Source organism: Streptomyces sp. NPDC001781 (genome assembly GCF_053596035.1).
Genome location: NZ_JBSFFI010000023.1, coordinates 85,202 through 102,030 on the forward strand (window position 1 = coordinate 85,202; position 16,829 = coordinate 102,030).

At 73.0% G+C, this 16,829-nt stretch carries 17 protein-coding genes; 7 read left to right on the top strand and 10 right to left on the bottom strand.

Translation table 11 applies throughout. The features are described 5' to 3' along the window. Positions 1 to 4: 4 nt before the first annotated feature. From ACWCV3_RS21215 to argC, 4 genes are read right to left on the bottom strand one after another with little or no spacing between them, the layout of a single operon-like run. Positions 5 to 1,201, bottom strand: coding sequence for an acetylornithine transaminase (locus ACWCV3_RS21215; protein ID WP_451226260.1), 1,197 nt, complete (start codon positions 1,199 to 1,201; stop codon positions 5 to 7). Further along, a complete protein-coding gene (argB, locus tag ACWCV3_RS21220; RefSeq protein ID WP_451226262.1) occupies positions 1,198 to 2,112 on the bottom strand; it encodes an acetylglutamate kinase in 915 nt (304 codons plus the stop codon). Before argB ends, ACWCV3_RS21215 begins: the two co-directional genes overlap by 4 nt. Continuing rightward, positions 2,109 to 3,260, bottom strand: a complete 1,152-nt coding sequence (gene argJ / locus ACWCV3_RS21225; protein ID WP_451226264.1) for a bifunctional glutamate N-acetyltransferase/amino-acid acetyltransferase ArgJ — start codon at positions 3,258 to 3,260, stop codon at positions 2,109 to 2,111. The genes argB and argJ overlap by 4 nt, the downstream gene beginning before the upstream one ends. Continuing rightward, positions 3,257 to 4,285, bottom strand: a complete 1,029-nt coding sequence (gene argC, locus ACWCV3_RS21230; protein ID WP_451226267.1) for an N-acetyl-gamma-glutamyl-phosphate reductase — start codon at positions 4,283 to 4,285, stop codon at positions 3,257 to 3,259. The genes argJ and argC overlap by 4 nt, the downstream gene beginning before the upstream one ends. Positions 4,286 to 4,388: 103 nt before the next feature. Between argC and ACWCV3_RS21235 the strand changes: the two genes are divergently transcribed. Beyond that, on the top strand, positions 4,389 to 5,129 hold the full coding sequence (locus ACWCV3_RS21235; protein ID WP_451226270.1) for a VOC family protein: 741 nt from the start codon (positions 4,389 to 4,391) through the stop codon (positions 5,127 to 5,129). A gap of 23 nt (positions 5,130 to 5,152) precedes the next feature. Here the strand turns inward: ACWCV3_RS21235 and ACWCV3_RS21240 are convergent, their stop codons facing one another. Beyond that, positions 5,153 to 6,661, bottom strand: coding sequence for an FAD-dependent monooxygenase (locus ACWCV3_RS21240; protein ID WP_451226273.1), 1,509 nt, complete (start codon positions 6,659 to 6,661; stop codon positions 5,153 to 5,155). A gap of 323 nt (positions 6,662 to 6,984) precedes the next feature. On the opposite strand from ACWCV3_RS21240, the gene ACWCV3_RS21245 reads away from it, so the two are divergent. Continuing rightward, on the top strand, positions 6,985 to 7,851 hold the full coding sequence (locus ACWCV3_RS21245) for an AraC family transcriptional regulator (RefSeq protein WP_451226276.1): 867 nt from the start codon (positions 6,985 to 6,987) through the stop codon (positions 7,849 to 7,851). A gap of 206 nt (positions 7,852 to 8,057) precedes the next feature. Next, complete coding sequence (locus ACWCV3_RS21250) at positions 8,058 to 8,513, top strand: DUF6314 family protein (RefSeq protein ID WP_451226279.1); 456 nt, start codon at positions 8,058 to 8,060, stop codon at positions 8,511 to 8,513. Here ACWCV3_RS21250 and ACWCV3_RS21255 read toward each other — a convergent pair. Both ACWCV3_RS21255 and ACWCV3_RS21260 read right to left on the bottom strand, forming a co-directional pair. Next, entirely contained in the window at positions 8,495 to 9,088 is a 594-nt protein-coding gene (locus ACWCV3_RS21255; RefSeq protein WP_451226282.1) for a histidine phosphatase family protein, read from the bottom strand. The two genes, ACWCV3_RS21250 and ACWCV3_RS21255, sit on opposite strands and share 19 nt — an antisense overlap. Before the next feature lie 109 nt (positions 9,089 to 9,197). After that, entirely contained in the window at positions 9,198 to 10,646 is a 1,449-nt protein-coding gene (locus tag ACWCV3_RS21260; RefSeq protein WP_451226285.1) for an aminotransferase-like domain-containing protein, read from the bottom strand. Here ACWCV3_RS21260 and ACWCV3_RS21265 point away from each other — a divergent pair. Together ACWCV3_RS21265 and ACWCV3_RS21270 are read left to right on the top strand one after the other, a co-directional pair. Continuing rightward, complete coding sequence (locus tag ACWCV3_RS21265) at positions 10,645 to 11,556, top strand: DMT family transporter (protein ID WP_451226288.1); 912 nt, start codon at positions 10,645 to 10,647, stop codon at positions 11,554 to 11,556. The genes ACWCV3_RS21260 and ACWCV3_RS21265 overlap by 2 nt on opposite strands. 19 nt (positions 11,557 to 11,575) lie before the next feature. Continuing rightward, positions 11,576 to 11,773 (top strand): DUF1918 domain-containing protein, encoded by a 198-nt coding sequence (locus ACWCV3_RS21270; protein WP_451226291.1) that lies wholly within the window; start codon positions 11,576 to 11,578, stop codon positions 11,771 to 11,773. A 25-nt stretch (positions 11,774 to 11,798) separates the two neighbouring features. On the opposite strand, the gene ACWCV3_RS21275 is transcribed toward ACWCV3_RS21270, so the two are convergent. After that, the gene (locus ACWCV3_RS21275; protein ID WP_451226294.1) at positions 11,799 to 13,055 is read right to left on the bottom strand and encodes a glycoside hydrolase family 10 protein; all 1,257 of its coding nucleotides are present in this window, start codon (positions 13,053 to 13,055) and stop codon (positions 11,799 to 11,801) included. 170 nt (positions 13,056 to 13,225) lie between these two features. Here ACWCV3_RS21275 and ACWCV3_RS21280 point away from each other — a divergent pair, with 170 nt between their 5' ends. Together ACWCV3_RS21280 and ACWCV3_RS21285 are read left to right on the top strand one after the other, a co-directional pair. Continuing rightward, positions 13,226 to 14,098, top strand: coding sequence for a 3-hydroxybutyryl-CoA dehydrogenase (locus ACWCV3_RS21280; protein WP_030812859.1), 873 nt, complete (start codon positions 13,226 to 13,228; stop codon positions 14,096 to 14,098). 191 nt (positions 14,099 to 14,289) lie between these two features. Then, a complete protein-coding gene (locus tag ACWCV3_RS21285; RefSeq protein ID WP_030812856.1) occupies positions 14,290 to 14,547 on the top strand; it encodes a hypothetical protein in 258 nt (85 codons plus the stop codon). Here the strand turns inward: ACWCV3_RS21285 and ACWCV3_RS21290 are convergent. Next, positions 14,541 to 15,080, bottom strand: coding sequence for an NUDIX hydrolase (locus tag ACWCV3_RS21290; RefSeq protein ID WP_451226297.1), 540 nt, complete (start codon positions 15,078 to 15,080; stop codon positions 14,541 to 14,543). The two genes, ACWCV3_RS21285 and ACWCV3_RS21290, sit on opposite strands and share 7 nt — an antisense overlap. A 96-nt stretch (positions 15,081 to 15,176) precedes the next feature. Continuing rightward, positions 15,177 to 16,517: a transcriptional regulator gene (locus tag ACWCV3_RS21295; RefSeq protein WP_451226300.1), complete on the bottom strand. Its 1,341-nt coding sequence runs from the start codon at positions 16,515 to 16,517 to the stop codon at positions 15,177 to 15,179. Between the last annotated feature and the right edge of the window lie 312 nt (positions 16,518 to 16,829).

Here is a 16,829-nt window from a genome sequence, read left to right on the forward strand (position 1 = left end):
CGTCTCATTCTCGGGGTCGTCCGTCCTCGGTGCCTGCGTCGAGGATGCCGGGCAGCGCCTGGAGGAAGGCGTCCACCTCGTCGTCGCGCAGGTTCAGCGGGGGCATGAGCCGTACGACGTCGGGGGTGGGCGCGTTCACCAGGAACCCGGCCTCCTGGGCCGCCGCCTGCGCCTGGTTGGCGTGCGGCCCGGTGAGCACGATACCCAGCAGCAGGCCCGCGCCCCGGACATGGTCGACCAGCGGGTGGTCCAGCGCCTCGATCCCGGCGCGCAGGGCCTCGCTCTGCCGCTTGGTGTTGGCGAGCAGGTCCTCGTCCGCGATGGTGTCCAGGACGGCGAGTCCGGCGGCGCAGGCGACCGGGTTGCCGCCGAAGGTGGTGCCGTGCTGGCCGGGCCGGAGCAGGTCGGCGGCGCGGCCGAAGGCGAGGGTGGCACCGAGCGGCAGTCCGCCGCCGAGGCCCTTGGCGAGGGTGACGACGTCGGGCAGCACGCCGTCGTGGGCCTGGTAGGCGAACCAGTCGCCGGTGCGGCCGACGCCGGTCTGCACCTCGTCCAGCACGAGCAGCGCGCCCGTCGCGGCCGTGATGGCACGGGCGGCCTTGAGGTAGCCGGGCGGCGGCACCACGACCCCGTTCTCACCCTGTACGGGCTCGATGATCACCATGGCGGTGTCCGGGGTGACGGCGGCGGCGAGGGCCTGCGGGTCACCGTACGGGACGTGCGTGACGTCGCCGGGCAGCGGGTGGAAGGGCTCCTGCTTGCCGGGCTGGCCGGTGAGTGCGAGGGCGCCCATGGTGCGGCCGTGGAAGCCGCCCTCGGTCGCCACCATGTGGGTGCGCCCGGTGAGCCGGCCGATCTTCAGCGCGCCCTCGTTGGCCTCGGCGCCGGAGTTGCAGAAGAACACCCTGCCGTCGCGGCCGAACAGCCGCAGCAGGCGCTCGGCGAGGGCGATGGGCGGCTCGGCGACGAACAGGTTGGAGACATGGCCGAGGGTGCCGATCTGCTCGCTCACCGCGCGGACGACCGCCGGGTGGGCGTGCCCGAGGGCGTTGACCGCGATACCGCCGACGAAGTCCAGGTACCGCTTGCCGTCGGCGTCCCAGAGCGTGGTGCCCTCCCCTCGGACGAGGGGGAGCCGGGGGGTGCCGTAGTTGTTCATGAGCGCGCCCTGCCAGCGCGCGGTCAGTTCCTCGTTGCTCATGACTCCCCCGGGGTGTCCGGCTCGTCGGGCACGACCATGGTGCCGATGCCCTCGTCGGTGAAGATCTCCAGCAGGATCGAGTGCTGGACTCGGCCGTCGATGACGCGGGCGGTGCGCACGCCGTTGCGCACGGCGTGCAGGCAGCCCTCCATCTTGGGCACCATGCCCGAGGAGAGGTCGGGCAGCAGTTTCTCCAGCTCGGTGGCGGTGAGGCGGCTGATCACCTCGTCGGAGTGCGGCCAGTCCTCGTAGAGGCCCTCGACGTCGGTGAGGACCATGAGGGTTTCGGCGCCCAGCGCAGCAGCGAGTGCCGCAGCCGCCGTATCAGCATTGACGTTGTAGACATGTCCGTCGTCCTGGGAGCGGGCGATCGAGGAGACGACCGGGATGCGGCCGTCGGCGAGCAGGGTCTCGACGGCACCGGTGTCGATCTCGGTGATCTCGCCGACGCGTCCGATGTCGACGAGTTCGCCGTCGACCCTGGGCCGGTGCCGGGTCGCGGTGATGGTGTGGGCGTCCTCGCCGGTGAGGCCGACGGCGAGCGGTCCGTGCTGGTTGAGCAGGCCGACCAGCTCGCGCTGCACCTGCCCGGCGAGCACCATCCGCACGACGTCCATGGCGTCCTCGGTGGTGACGCGCAGGCCGGCCTTGAACTCGCTGACGATGCCGTGCCGGTCGAGGGCGGCGCTGATCTGGGGGCCGCCGCCGTGCACCACGACGGGCCGGAGGCCGGCGTGGCGCAGGAAGACGACGTCCTGGGCGAACGCGGCCTTCAGGCTCTCGTCCACCATGGCGTTGCCGCCGAACTTGATGACGACGGTGCGGCCGTGGTGGCGGGTGAGCCAGGGCAGCGCCTCGATGAGGATCTGCGCCTTGGGCAGGGCGGTGTGCTTCCGCGCGGGAGTGCTCATGAGCTGTACGCGCTGTTCTCGTGGACGTAGTCCGCGGTCAGGTCGTTGGTCCAGATAGTGGCGGTCTCGGTGCCGGCGGCGAGGTCGGCGACGATGTGCACCTCGCGGTAGCGCATGTCGACCAGGTCGCGGTCCTCGCCGACCGAGCCGTTCCTGCAGACCCAGACGCCGTTGATGGCGACGTTGAGGCGGTCGGGCTCGAAGGCGGCCTTCGTGGTGCCGATGGCGGAGAGCACGCGGCCCCAGTTGGGGTCCTCGCCGTGGAGGGCGCACTTGAGGAGGTTGTTGCGGGCGATGGAGCGGCCGACCTCGACGGCGTCCTCCTCACCGGCCGCGTTGATCACCTCGACCTTGATGTCCTTGCTGGCGCCCTCGGCGTCCCCGATGAGCTGGCGGCCGAGGTCGGCGCACACCTCGCGGACGGCGTCGGCGAACTCGTCGTGTCCGGGGGTGATGCCGGAGGCGCCGGAGGAGAGCAGCAGGACGGTGTCGTTGGTGGACATGCAGCCGTCGGAGTCGACGCGGTCGAAGGTGACCTTGGTGGCGTCGCGCAGTGCCTTGTCCAGCTCGGCGTCGGTGAGGTCGGCGTCGGTGGTGAGCACGGCCAGCATGGTGGCGAGTCCGGGGGCGAGCATGCCGGCGCCCTTGGCCATGCCGCCGACCGTCCAGCCCTCCCGGCTCACCACGGCGGTCTTGTGGTGGGTGTCGGTGGTCTTGATCGCGAGGGCGGCCTTCTCGCCGCCGTGCTCGCTCAAGGACGCGGCGGCCTTCTCGACGCCGGGCAGCAGCTTGTCCATGGGCAGGGGCACGCCGATCAGGCCGGTGGAGCAGACGGCGACCTCGATGGCGCCGCGGCCGAGGACCTCGCCCACCTTCTCGGCGGTGGCGTGGGTGTCCTGGAAGCCCTGGTGGCCGGTGCAGGCGTTGGCGCCGCCCGAGTTGAGGACGACCGCGCTGATCTGCCCGCTTTTGAGCACCTGCTCGGACCACAGCACCGGGGCGGCCTTCACCCGGTTGGCGGTGAAGACGCCGGCGGCGGCTCGGCGGGGGCCGGTGTTGACCACGAGGGCCAGGTCGGGGTTGCCGTTCTGCTTGATCCCGGCGGCGATGCCTGCCGCGGTGAATCCCTTGGCCGCTGTGACGCTCAAGGCGCGACTCCGATCGTGGAAAGCCCGGTGGTCTCGTCGAGCCCGAGGGCGATGTTCATGCTCTGTACGGCACCGCCCGCGGTGCCCTTGGTCAGGTTGTCGATGGCGCTGATCACGATGACCCGGCCGGTCTCCGCGTCCAGGGCGACCTGCACCTGGACGGCGTTGGAGCCGGTCACGGCGCCGGTGGCCGGCCACTGCCCCTCGGGCAGCAGCCGGACGAACGGTTCGTCGGCGTACGCCTTCTCGTAGACCGCGCGGACCGTCTCCGCGGTGACCCCGGCACGCGCCCTGGCACTGCACGTGGCGAGGATGCCGCGGGGCATCGGCGCGAGGATCGGGGTGAACGAGACGCTCACCCGCTCCCCCGCCGCCGCGCTGAGGTTCTGGATCATCTCGGGGGTGTGGCGGTGTCCGCCGCCGACGCCGTAGGGGGTCATGGACCCCATCACCTCGGCTCCGAGCAGATGCGGCTTGGGCGCCTTGCCGGCCCCCGAGGTGCCGGAGGCGGCGACGATCACGGCCTCGGGCTCGATGATCCCGGCGTCGTGGGCGGGGCAGAGGGCGAGGGAGACGGCGGTCGGGTAGCAGCCGGGTACGGCGATACGCCTGACTCCCGCCAACGCGGCACGCGCGCCGGGGAGTTCGGGCAGGCCGTAGGGCCAGGTGCCGGCGTGCGGGGAGCCGTAGAACCGCTCCCAGTCGGCGGGGTCCGTGAGCCGGAAGTCGGCGCCCAGGTCGATCACGAGCACGTCCGGGCCGAGCTGCTCGGCGACGGCGGCGGACTGCCCGTGGGGCAGCGCCAGGAACACCACGTCGTGCCCGGCGAGCGCGTCGGCGGTCGTCTGCGCGAGCACCCGGTCGGCCAGCGGCGCGAGCTGCGGCTGCAGCTCCCCGAGGCGTCGCCCCGCACTGGAGTGCCCGGTGAGCGCCCCGACCTCGACCCCGGCATGCCCGAGCAGCAGTCGCAACAGCTCCCCACCCGCGTACCCGCTGGCCCCGGCCACCGCCACCCGCACCACCATGCCGACCTCCTTCGATTGGCATGACTATACGTAACTTCGCAGATTTATGCAATCAGGTGTGCGAAGGGGGGAGGCTGCGGTCGCGCCGTTTAGGATCACCGCCATGGGACTGCGACCTGTGCACGTCAACATCAAGGCGGTCGATGCCGGGCTGGTCGGGCGGTTCTGGGCGGAGGCGCTCGGGTGGAGTGCCTACAGTCCCGGTGTGACGACCTACGTCGGGCCCCCCGGAGGGCTCGTGTGGCCGGACCCCGGGGTGGTCGGGGTGGATGTCGTGCCGGTGCCGGAGGGCAAGTCGGCGGCGAAGAACCGTACGCATCTCGATCTCGCCACGACCTCCCTGGATCACCAGGCGGAACTGGTCGCGCGGTTGAGGGATCACGGTGCCACGGCGCTCGACATCGGCCAGGGGGACGTGCCGTGGGTGGTGCTCGCCGACCCCGAGGGGAACGAGTTCTGTGTGCTGGAGCCCCGGGAGCGGTACCGGGACACCGGGCCGATCGCGGCGGTGGTGGTGGACTGCGAGGAGCCCCTGGCGATGGCCGGGTTCTGGGGTGCGGCGACGGGATGGACCGTGCACCGGGCGACCGACGACCTCGTACTGCTGCGCTCGGCCGACGGGACCGGCCCCTACATGGAGTTGTTCCGTTCGCCCACCGCCGACACGGCGCCGGACCGCGTCCACCTCGACCTGCTCCCGCAGCCCGGCGGCGACCGGGCGGCGGAGGTCGCCAGGCTGAAGGCCCTCGGTGCCGTCGGCCTCGACATCGGCCAGGGCGAGGTCCCGTGGACCTGCCTCACCGACCCCGAGGGCCACGAGTTCTGCGTGCTCGCGCTGCCCTGAGGGCCCCGTTCCCGGCGGATCGGCTACCGGCCGGGGAGGGCGCCCGCCCCGGGCGGGCCAGGCGCCGCCGGCGGCGTGCCCGGCACCGTGACCCCGGCCTCGCCGAACCACTCGTGCAGACGGGTGCGCAGCCCCTCCTGGCTCTGCCCCGCCCAGGCGACGTGGCCGTCCGGGCGCAACAGCACGGCCGGTACGTCGAGTTCGGCACGGGTGTCGACGAGGTGGTCCACGCGGTCCGCCCATCCCTCGACCGAGAGACGGCCGGTCCGGTCGAGGAGCAGGCCGCGGGCGTCATGGGTGTGCTCGTAGAGGCGCCCCCGCGCGAGCCGGACGTCCCGCAGCCGCCGGCCGACGAGGTCGTGGTCCCCGTCCTCGGCTTCGCCCAGGTCGTAGCGGATGTCCACGGCCGTGATCATGCCGGTGATGTGGCGGTTGACCTCCTCGAAGTCCATGAGCCGGGCGAAGAGTTCGCGCAGTGCGGTGGCGCCGGGGTCGGCGCCGAGGAGGGTCATCGCGGCGCGAGTGGTCGCGAGGACGCGGGCGCCGACCGGGTGGCGTTCGGCGTGGTAGGTGTCGAGCAGGCCGTCCGGGGCCCATCCGCGCACCTCGGCGGCGAGCTTCCAGCCGAGGTTGAAGGCGTCCTGCACACCGAGGTTGAGTCCCTGGCCGCCGGCCGGCGGGTGGACGTGGGCCGCGTCACCGGCCAGCAGGACCCGGCCGGCGCGGTAGCGCTCGGCCTGCCGGGTGGCGTCGCCGAAGCGGGACAGCCAGCGGGGCGAGTGCACGCCGAAGTCGGTGCCGGCGACCGCCCGCAGCCGCTGCCGGAACTCCTCGAGGGTCGGGGCCGCACGGTCCTCGGAGACGCCGTCGGCGGGCACGATGACGCGGTACACCCCCTTCTGCCCGTCCACGTCGGGCGAGAGGCCGAACCGCAACTGCGTCCTGCGCACCTCCTCCACGACGGCCGCGACGGCCGCCGGCTCCTCGGTGGCCTCCATGTCGCCGAGCAGCGTCTCGACCGAGGCGGGCTCGCCGGGGAAGCCGACGCCGAGCAGCTTGCGCACCGTGCTGCGGCCGCCGTCGCAGCCGACCACGTAGCGGGCGCGGAGGCCGGTGCCGTCGGCGAGGCCCACGGTGACCCCGTCCGGCTCCTGGCTCAGCGCGACCACCTCCCGGCCACGCCGGATCTCGGCGCCGAGTTCGCGGGCCCAGTCGCCGAGCAGCCGCTCGGTGACCGCCTGCGGGGTGGCGAGGCCGTACGGGTGGGCGGTGTCCAGCCGGTCCGGCCACGGCTTCATGATGCCGCCGAACAGGCCGCCCACCTGGAACTTCTCGCTCTCCGCGAGGAACCTGCCCAGCAGACCCCGCTGGTCCATCACCTCGACGCTGCGCGCGTGCAGGCCGCGTCCGCGGGACTGCGGGCTCGGCTCGCCCAGCCTCTCCAGCACGACCACGCCCACTCCGGCCAGCCGGAGCTCCCCGGCCAGCATCAGCCCGGTCGGACCGCCACCGACCACGATCACGTCAGTCATCCACCCACCCATCGAAGAACTGGAGCGCGAACCGGAGGAAACCTCACACATTCCACGAACGCGTCATTTCCGTCACTCCCGACCGCGGCCGCCCATTCTGCGACACCACCGGGGCCTTGCCGCAAGGCCCCCTGTGCGCTATATCTTGAAAGTGGCAAGGAGACTCCGAACTCCTTGCCTTCGTTGTTCTCCGGGCCGTTCTCCGGTTTCCGGGCCGCCTTCCGGGCCTCGACCGCCACCCGACAGAATCGGGCACGGATTGTCGGGTGCCGGGTTCCCCCTCGCGCCTAGCGTTCCTGGTGTCAGAAGGAAGGGAACGGGGCGTGCTGGAACGGCTCAACGAGGCGATGGAGCACATCGAGCCGAGGCTCGACGGGTGTGTCGATCCGGAGGAGTTGGCGCGGGTCGCGGGTACGTCGGTGTACCACCTGCGGCGGCTGTTCTCCGCGCTCGCCGGGATGCCGCTGTCGGAGTACGTCCGGCGCAGGCGGCTCACGCTCGCGGCCGCCGAGGTGGCCGCGGGACGGGAGACGCTGCTCGGCATCGCGGTGCGCTACGGGTACGGCTCGGGCGAGGCGTTCGCCCGGGCGTTCCGGGCGATGCACGGCGTCGGCCCGAGCGAGGCCCGGCGGGCCGGTGTCACGCTCAGCTCACAGCCCCGGATGTCCTTCCGCCTCGTCATCGAAGGGAACAGCGGAATGCGACACCGCATCGAGCACAAGCGGGAGTTCGGCGTGGTCGGGTACAGGGCCCGGGTGCCGCTGGTGCACGCCGGGCCGAACCAGGCGATCATGGACTTCGTCCGGGGGCTCGACCGGGAGGATCTGCAGCGGCTGGCGAAGCTGTCGGACCAGGAACCGGAGGGGATCGTCGCGGTCTGCGACGACCTGGACCCGAGCCGGGCCGAGGGCACGGAACTCGACTACTACCAGGGCGTGATCACCTCGGCCCCCGCCCCCGAGGGCACGGCCGCCCTGATCGTCCCGGCCGGCACCTGGGCGGTGTTCACGGTCTCCGGGCCCATGCCGCAGGCGGTCCAGACACTGTGGCGGGACGTGTTCACACAGTGGTTCCCGTCGAACCCGTACGCGAGCCGCCCCGGTCCGGAGATCCTCCGCGTCCGTCCGGCCGGGGACGGGAGCGAGGCGGACGCGGAGCTGTGGCTGCCGGTCGAGCCGGCGGTCGAGTGACCCCGCCGGAGGGCGGCCCGTAAGCTCGTCGGTATGAATGCGTGGGTGACCTACCTGATCCTCCCGGTGGTGCCCGCCCCGACCCGGCCGGCCCGGTTCGTGCGTCCGCGCGGGGGCGGGGGCGGGCTGCTCGCGGCGTACGAGGAGGCTTTCCGGGCCGTCGGTCATCTCGCGCGTCACGAGGCCGGGCCGCGGGGAGGGTCCCGGTGGACGTGGTGAGCGACGGCGGGTACCTGCCCGTTCCCGATGTGCTCGGGTTCCTCGCCGGGCGATGGCGGGTCACCCGTACCGTCCGGGACCTCGCGGGCGCCGACGAGGGGTACTTCACCGGGCACACCGAGTTCGGGCCGCTGGAGGGCGGGCTGCTGCACGAGGAGGCCGGGGAGTTCACCTGGCAGGGCGTGACACGGCCCGCGACCCGGACGCTGCGGTTCCTGGCGGGAGCCGAGCCGGGCACGGCGGACGTACGGTTCGCGGACGGGCGCCCCTTCCACGACCTGGACCTGCGCAGCGGGCGGCACATCGCCGGCCACCCCTGCGCGGCCGACTTCTACCGGGGCGAGTTCACCGTGACCGGCGCCGGCCACTGGCGTTCGGTGTGGCGGGTCGCCGGCCCGGAGAAGGACCTGGTGCTCACCACGGACTACGTGCGCGAGGGCTGAGGCGACACCGCGTCCAGCCGCAGCGTCCAGCGCCCCGCGCGCCCGGCGACGGTGACGGTGGAGAGCGGGCGTACGTCGATGCTCCAGAAGGCGGACGGGGGCGCCTGGAGGGCGTAGACCAGGGCCGCGCGGATCACGGCCGGTTCGGCCACCGCGACGATGCGGGCCCAGTCGTCGCCGGGCCGGGTGTCGAGCCAGCCGCCCACCCGCGAGATGAAGGCCAGCATCGACTCGCCGCCGTGCGGGCTGGCCCTCGGGTCGGTCAGCCAGGCGTCCACCGCCTGCGGTTCGCGGGCCATCGCCTCGGCCAGGGTCAGCCCCCGCCAGCGCCCCATGTCACAGTCACGCAGGGCGAGTTGCGCGAGCGGGGCATAGCCGAGCGCATCGCCGGTGGCGCGGCTGCGCGGAGTCGGGGAGCAGTAGCGCAACTCGGCGGCCGCGAGCGGCAGCAGATATCCGACGGCGCGCTGTACCTCGTCCCAGCCCGCCTGGTCCAGCGGCCGGTCGTCCTGGAACCGCTCCGCCTGCGACGGGGAACCGTGCGCCGCGGCCACGAACGTCACCCGAAGTGGCATGCGGTGATGGTGAGCCCCGGAGGGGGGCCGGTCAAGAGCCCCCGCCCCGGCCACCGCGAGGGTGACCGGAAAACGCCGCCCTCGATGTCTCAACACCCTTGTTTTGAAGTCAACTTGGGCGAGTTAAGCGCACTTCGTCCCACGCCGACCGCAGCCGCCGGACCCCCTCCGCGATCTCCCCCGTGCCGGCCACCGCGGCGAAGCTCAGCCGGATGTGCGCCGCCGGGGGTTCCGCGCTGAAGTAGGGCCGGCCGGGGGTGACGGAGATGCCCGCGCGCAACGCGGCGGCGGTCAGCGCGGACTCCGTGAGGCTCTCGGGCAGCCGGAGCCACAGGTGATATCCGCCGAACGGAACGTGTGGCAGGGCGAGTTCGGGCAGACGCAGGGCGAGTGCTGTGGCCATCGCCTCTCTCCGTACCGCCAACTGGGCGGCCAGCGAACGCAGATGGCGCGGCCAGGCCGGTGAGCCGACGAGTTCGAGCGTCGCCTCCTGGAGCGGCCGGGGCACGAAGAAGCTGTCCACCACCTGGATGGCGCGCAGGCGTTCCAGCACCGGCCCCCGCGCGGCGAGGGCAGCCACCCGGAAGCTGGGCGAGGTCGCCTTGGTGAGCGAGCCGACGTGCACCACGACACCGTCCGGGTCGTCGGCCGCCAGCGGTCGGGGCAGCGGGGGTGCGTCGGCGTGCGCCAGCAGGCGCACGAAGTCGTCCTCGATGACGAAGGCGCCCGAGCCGCGGGCGATGCGCAGCACCTCGGCCCGGCGGTCGGGGGCGAGTACGGCGCCGGTCGGGTTCTGGAACAGGGGCTGGCAGACGAAGACCCGGGCACCGGTGGCGCGGAAGGCGTCGGCCAGCAGGTCGGGGCGTACGCCGTCGGCGTCGACGGGCACCGGTACGGGGCGGAGTCCGGCGGCGCGGGCGAGGTCCAGCATGCCGGGGTAGGTGGGCGACTCCACCAGGACCGGCGCGCCGGGCGGGGCGAGCGCGCGCAGCGCGGTGGCCAGGGCGGACTGGCCACCTGCGGCGACAAGCACCTCTGCGGCGGTGACGGACCCGCCGATGCCGCGCGCGAACCACTCCCGCAGCTCGGGCAGACCTTCCAGCGGCGGCCTCCCCCAGGCGCCGGGCCGGCGTCCGGCGCGGGCGAGCGCCGCGGCCATGGCCCGCTCGGGCTGGAGACCGGGATGCGGGTAGCCGCCGCTCAGCTCCAGCACGCCGGGCGGCGGCGCGGGAAGCGAGATCATCACGCCGGAGGCGTCCACGGTGCGGGGTACCACGTCCCCGGCGGCGTCGGCGCTCAGCGCGACCTCCTGCCAGGAGGTGTCCCCGGCGGGCGGGGCCACCGCGCGCGGTCCGGCCCGGAAGGCACCCGCGCCGGGCCGGGTGACGACGAGCCCCTCGGCGGCGAGCAGCGCCAGCGCCCGTGAGACGGTCACCGGGCTGACCCGGAACCGCTCGACCAGCGCCCGGCTGGACGGCAGCTTTCCACCGGGCGAGTAGCGGTCCAGCTCCCGGCGCAGTTGTTCCGCCAGCTCGCGCACACTGCTACGCTCGTTCATGAGAGCACAGAGTAGCGCTACCGATACGACCGCGATAGCAGTCACCGCGCCTCGCGAGCCCCTCCTCGTGGGGACCGGTCAGGCGGCCCTCGGCGTCATCGCCTTCTCCCTCACCTTTCCCGCCACCGCCTGGGGCCTGGAGAGCTTCGGCCCCTGGTCGCTCGTGGCGGTCCGGGGCGTCCTCGCGGCCCTGGTCGCGGGCGCCTGCCTACTGCTCCTGCGCGTGCCGCTGCCCGAGGCCCGCCACCTGCCGGGCCTCGCCATGGTCGGGCTCGGCACGGTGCTCGGCTTCCCGCTGCTGACCACGCTCGCGCTCGAGACCTCGACCACCGCGCACGCGGCCGTCGTCGTGGGCCTGCTCCCCCTGACCACGGCCGCGGTGTCCGCCCTGCGCACCGGCGTACGCCCCTCGCGCCGCTTCTGGGCGGCCGCGCTCGTGGGCGCCGGTGCCGTGGCAGTGTTCACGGCCACCCAGAGCGGCGGCGCCCTGACCAGGGCGGACGTCTTTCTGTTCGCGGCCCTGCTGATCTGCGCGGCGGGCTACACCGAGGGCGGCCGGCTGGCCCGTGTCATGCCGGGCTGGCAGGTCATCGGCTGGGCGCTGGTGCTGTGCCTGCCCCTGAACGCGCTCGGCACCGCGCTGGCGCTGGGGCACGAACCGGTACGGCTGACCGCGCACGGGATCGCGGGGGTGCTCTGGGTCGCTTTGGGTTCGCAGTTCCTCGGGCTGCTTCTCTGGTACCGGGGCATGGCGGCCGTCGGCATCCCGCGGGCCAGCCAGTTGCAGTTGGCCCAGCCCCTGCTCACACTGGTGTGGTCGGCACTGCTACTGGGCGAGCACGTCCCCGCGGCGGCACCGCTGACCGCGGTCGCCGTGCTCGTGTGCATCGCCGTCACCCAACGGTCGTGACCGTGAGGAGGGCCTGCCCATGCACGCGTCCAAGGGCGACCGCCTTGTCCAGCACGGACGAGTGGTCGGCCAGCACGATCAGGTCAGCGAAGTGGTCGAAGTGATCGGCGAGGAGGGCGAGCCGCCCTACCGCGTCCGCTTCGAGGACGGGCACGAGGCCATCATGTCGCCCGGCCCGGACTGCCAGGTCCGCCACCGCGAGGACGAGACGAGGTAACCGAGGCGCACGAGGGACAACGGGGTCAGCGCGGGGGGCTCGCCGGCCGGCGGTAGTGGTCGGCGACCACCCGTGCCATCGCGCCCAGCGGATCGCGGGCCACGTCCTGGGCGGCGAAGAACACATGCCCGCGCACCTGGGGATATCCGGCGGCCAGGGTGAGATGCCGGGACAGTTCGGCGGGGTCCTGCCAGGCGGGGGGCTGGCCCGCCGCGCCCGCCTTGTACAGCGCCTCTCCCACGTACAGCCGGGTCCGGGTGCCCGCCACCTGCGCCGTCCACCAGTCGAGGAGCTTCGCGTAGTCGGCGGCCGGGAAGCCGATGTTCCAGTAGATCTGCGGGACGACGTGGTCGATCCAGTGCTCGCGGACCCACTTGCGGGTGTCCGCGTACAGGTCGTCGTAGGTCTGCACACCCGCCCGGGTGTCCGAACCGCGCGGGTCGGTGGCCGCGTTGCGCCAGACCCCGAAGGGGCTGATCCCGAAGCGGGTGCCGGGCCGCACCCGCCGGATGCCCGCCGCGACCTCCCGCACCAGCCGGTCGATGTTGTCGCGCCGCCAGGCGGCCCGGTCGTCGAAGCCACCCCCGTACGCGTCGTAGGCGGCGTCGTCGTCGAAGGTCTGCCCGGCGACCGGGTAGGGGTAGAAGTAGTCGTCGAAGTGCACCGCGTCCACCGGGTACCGGGCCACCGCGTCCAGCATGGCCAGCCGGACGAAGCGCCGGACCTCGGGCAGGCCGGGGTCGTAGTACAGCTTGCCGCCGTAGGGCACCACCCACTCCGGGTGGATCCGCGCCGGGTGGTCGGGGGCGAGCCGTGCGGGGTCGGTGTGGTTGGCGACGCGGTACGGGTTGAACCAGGCGTGCAGTTCGAGTCCGCGCGCGTGGGCCTCGCGCACGGCGGTGCCCAGCGGGTCCCAGCCGGGGTCGCGGCCCTGGGTGCCGGTCAGGTATTCCGACCAGGGCTCGTAGGGGGAGGGCCACAGGGCGTCGGCGGTGGGGCGCACCTGGAAGATCACGGTGTTGAGCCGGTCGGCCGCGGCCCGGTCGAGGTGTGCGGTCAGCTCGGCCCGCTGTTGCTCGGGCGGGAGCCCCGGCCGCGAGGGCCAGTCCCGGTTGGCGACCGTGGCGAGCCAGACACCGCGCATCTCGCGGCGATGCCGCCCAAAGGCGTACGCCGGGGAGGTGCCGGCCGTCGCCATGGCTGCCAGCGCGCCCAGGGCGAGCGTCCGCCGCGAGACCCCCGCCACCCCCGTACGCGCTCCGGTCACCGCGCGAGCCGTCATCGGTACCTCCCACACGCTCCGAGTCCGCCCCGTGACGGACCGTCCCGGAGGCACGGCTTGTCCCTACCCCGCCGATCGATCATCGATACTTGGCGGTAACGTGCACGATCGGAGCAGGCACCGAAACCCGGGCGCCCTGCACGAGCCGGAGAACCAGCGAAGGGGACGATGTGACGGACTTCCGAGCCGGAGACATCTCGCGCGTCGGAGTCGTGGGCTGCGGCCAGATGGGCGCGGGCATCGCCGAGGTGTGCGCACGCGCGGGGCTGGACGTGATGGTCGCCGAGACCACCGGCGACGCCCTGGAGTACGGCCGCACCCGGCTGCACAACTCCCTGGCCAAGGCCGCCGAGCGCGGCAAGATCAGCGAGGAGGAGCGCGACGCGGCGCTCTCCCGGCTGAGCTTCACCACCGACCTGGGCGAGTTCGCCGACCGCGATCTGGTGATCGAGGCCGTGGTGGAGAACGAGCAGGTGAAGACGGAGATCTTCCAGGTGCTCGACCAGGTGGTGACCCGTCCGGACGCGATCCTGGCCTCCAACACCTCCTCCATCCCCCTGGTCAAGCTGGCGGTCGCCACCTCGCGCCCCGACCACGTGATCGGCATCCACTTCTTCAACCCGGCCCCGGTGCAGAACCTGGTCGAGCTGATCCCGGCCCTCACCACCTCCGAGGGCACGCTCAGCCGGGCGCAGATCTTCGCCGAGAAGACGCTGGGCAAGCACGCGATCCGCGCGCAGGACCGCTCAGGCTTCGTCGTCAACGCGCTGCTGGTGCCGTACCTCCTGTCCGCGATCCGGATGTTCGAGTCCGGGATCGCCAGCCGCGAGGACATCGACAACGGCATGGAGATGGGCTGCGCCCACCCGATGGGCCCGCTGAAGCTCTCCGACCTCATCGGTCTGGACACCATCGTCTCGATCGCCAACTCGATGTACGCGGAGTACAAGGAGCCGCTGTACGCCGCTCCCCCGCTGCTCCAGCGCATGGTCGAGGCGGGCCGGCTGGGGCGGAAGTCCGGGTCGGGCTTCTACTCGTACTGAGTGTGGACGGACCACGTGGACCCGGCGCCCTGGTGGGTGCCGGGTCCATGTGTTTCACACTCCGTGTGCGCCGGGGGCTCGCATATGCCGTTCGCACACGCTCCCCTCAGGCCCACCAGGGCGGTTGACTCTGCATGCGCATGCAGAGGGATGCGGAGTCGTCCCGTCCGACCACGGAAAGGAGTGGACCCGTGACCGTCGAACCCGAGCAGGCCGTGGTTCACGGAGAACTGGCCGAGTTACGCCGCCGCCTCGACGTCGCCTACGCGCGCGTCGAAGGCGGGCTGGCTCTGCTCAGTCACCGTACCGAGGAGACCGCCAAGGAGCTCGACGAGCTGAACTCCCGGGTGAAGTCCCTCGAACACGCGCGCTGGCCACTGACCTCGGTGGCCGCGCTCACCGCCCTGGGGGCGCTTGCCGTCGCCGTCTGGCAGGCGCTGGCTCACTGACCGTCGGCCAGCCGCAGATGGTGCAGCAGGAGTAACGCGGCCGCCATGTTGGCGGCCGGGACCTCCCCACGGGCGATCATGTCGGGGACGAGCTTGAGCGGGACCCACTCCCGGCGGTCCGACTCGAAGTCGTCCACGGGGTGACCGGTGTACTCACCCTGGTCGGACCAGTAGACGTGGTGCCGGGCGTCGGTGAGGCCGTTGGACGGCTCCACGCTCATCAGGTGGTGCAGAGGCCCCGGCCGCCAGCCCGTCTCCTCCTCCAGCTCCCGCGCGGCCGCGGTCGTGATGTCCTCGCCGTCCTCCACGACGCCCGCGGCCAGTTCCCAGCCCCAGCTGTCCGTGATGAAGCGGTGCCGCCACAGCAGCAGGACCTCGTTGGCCTCGTTGACCACCGTGGCGACGGCGACCGGCCGGAGCCGGATCAGGAAGTGGTCCAGATGTGAGCCGTTGGGCAGCTCGACATCCGCCAGATTGACGCTGAACCAACGGTTCGCGTACACGGTTTGTTCGTTCTGTTTCGTCCACTGCACGGTTCTGCCACCTTCCGCCGAGTAAGTGGCAATATCGCAGCAGGGACTCTTCCCGGCCCACAGGGCGCTCGCATCGGCGGCGCGCGCCCCCGCCCGCTACAGCGGGACGCGCAGCGCGCCGTCGATCAGTTCCGCCGCGTCAGCGGTGCCGGCCGAGCCGCAGCGCACCAGGTACTCGCGCACCGCCCGGAGGCGGTCACGCAGCCGCTGGGACTCCATGCCGCGCGCCTGCTCGGCCATCTGCACAGCGGTCGCCACCGCCTTGTCCGCGTTTCCCTGCCGCAGCTCGATCGTGCTCAGCATCGCCAGCCGGTGCACCCGCCCCCGGTCGTGCGCCGGGGTGTCCACGGCCGCCGCCGCGTGCTCCCTCGCGGCCGACAGCTCCCCGAGGCTCAGCAGCGCCTCGGCCACCTGGACGTTCACCAGCCCCGGCTGCACGTACCCCGTCTCGTCGGGCTCTGTACCCGGCCGGATCTGCCCGGCCGCGGACTCCGCCCGCCGGATGCAGGAGAGCGCGCCGCCCCCGTCGCCGAGGTGCGCGTACGCCTTGGCCTGCATCGCGTACAGGTCCGAGGCGAGCGCGGGGGTGATCTGGCGGCCCGCCGTGCGCAGCGCGGCCTCGGCGAACGCGACCGCCTGGCGGTACTCCCGCATGAACAGCGACTGGTTGACCAGCAGCGCTATCACGTACGCGCCGAGGCCCCGGTCCCCGCTCGCCTTGGCCAGCCGCAGTGCCTGGTGGAAGTAGCGCTGGGCCAGGCCGTGCGCGTCGGAGTCGTAGGCGCAGATGCCCGCGACGGCCACCAGCCCGCCGGTGGCCCGGTGCAGTCGACGGCCGGTGTCGTCGGGGTAGCTGCCGCGCAGCAGGGGCGCGGCCTCGGCGTTGAGGAAGCCGACGATGCGGGTGCGGGTCGCCACCCCGCCCGTCTTGCGGTACATCTGCTCGTAGTGGGCGCGGGCCGCCCGCAGGGTGCCGATGTCGGCCTCGGTGACCCGGAGTCGGCCGCCGCGGGAGACGTCGACGTCCTCCGGCGGGTTCTCCCACTCCCACACAGGCATCACCGCGGGCGTACCGGTGACGGCGGGGGCGCCCAGCACGTGCGGGCGCTGCTGTTCGTCGGAGCGCCACAGCGCGGTGGCCCGCTCCACGAAACCGGAGAGCGAGCCGGCGTGCGCGGTGGCCGGTTCACCCGGTACGCCGAGACCGATGTCGTCCAGCGTGACCGGGCGCCGTAACCGTCCCGCGAGCACCTCGCAGATCAGGTCCGGCACCTGGCCCCTGGGCCGCTGGCCCTTCAACCACCGGGCGACGGCGGTGTGTTCGTATCTGAGGGCGAGTCCCCGGCGGCGGCCCGCCTGGTTGACGTGGGCGGCGAGCCCGGCGTGCGAGATCCCCGCCTCGTCCAGGATCGCGTCGAGCAGGGTGTTGGGCTGCATGGTGGCCCCCCGAGTGGCGTGGTGCCGTAAGCGTAGTGCGAACGGGTTCACACGGGGTGTGAACGGAGTGCGCGCATCCGCGCCCCGCGCGCACTGTCCGGCGCGCCGGGCGGGCCGCTTCACTGGGTCCCCCGCCTCACCAGAGGCGGGACGGGCCGCCCGCACCCCCTCACGAGGCGGCGGTCCGGCCGAGCGCCCCCGGGCGTCGGGCGGAGCCCCGCACCTTCGCCGCCGCGCGGAACCGGTACCGCGTCGCCGGTACGGCCCCCCCTGGGCCACCGGCCCCGCGTTCGCGCGGCGGCGGCCGGGCAC

Bases quoted from the DNA above. Each gene is read 5' to 3' on its own strand.
- ACWCV3_RS21255 (WP_451226282.1), bottom strand. From the start codon at position 9,088: ATGCCACTTCGGGTGACGTTCGTGGCCGCGGCGCACGGTTCCCCGTCG.
- argB (WP_451226262.1), bottom strand. From the start codon at position 2,112: ATGAGCACTCCCGCGCGGAAGCACACCGCCCTGCCCAAGGCGCAGATC.
- ACWCV3_RS21240 (WP_451226273.1), bottom strand. From the start codon at position 6,661: ATGACTGACGTGATCGTGGTCGGTGGCGGTCCGACCGGGCTGATGCTG.
- argC (WP_451226267.1), bottom strand. From the start codon at position 4,285: ATGGTGGTGCGGGTGGCGGTGGCCGGGGCCAGCGGGTACGCGGGTGGG.
- ACWCV3_RS21265 (WP_451226288.1), top strand. From the start codon at position 10,645: ATGAGAGCACAGAGTAGCGCTACCGATACGACCGCGATAGCAGTCACC.
- ACWCV3_RS21270 (WP_451226291.1), top strand. From the start codon at position 11,576: ATGCACGCGTCCAAGGGCGACCGCCTTGTCCAGCACGGACGAGTGGTC.
- ACWCV3_RS21295 (WP_451226300.1), bottom strand. From the start codon at position 16,517: ATGCAGCCCAACACCCTGCTCGACGCGATCCTGGACGAGGCGGGGATC.
- ACWCV3_RS21215 (WP_451226260.1), bottom strand. From the start codon at position 1,201: ATGAGCAACGAGGAACTGACCGCGCGCTGGCAGGGCGCGCTCATGAAC.
- ACWCV3_RS21275 (WP_451226294.1), bottom strand. From the start codon at position 13,055: ATGACGGCTCGCGCGGTGACCGGAGCGCGTACGGGGGTGGCGGGGGTC.
- ACWCV3_RS21260 (WP_451226285.1), bottom strand. From the start codon at position 10,646: ATGAACGAGCGTAGCAGTGTGCGCGAGCTGGCGGAACAACTGCGCCGG.
- ACWCV3_RS21235 (WP_451226270.1), top strand. From the start codon at position 4,389: ATGGGACTGCGACCTGTGCACGTCAACATCAAGGCGGTCGATGCCGGG.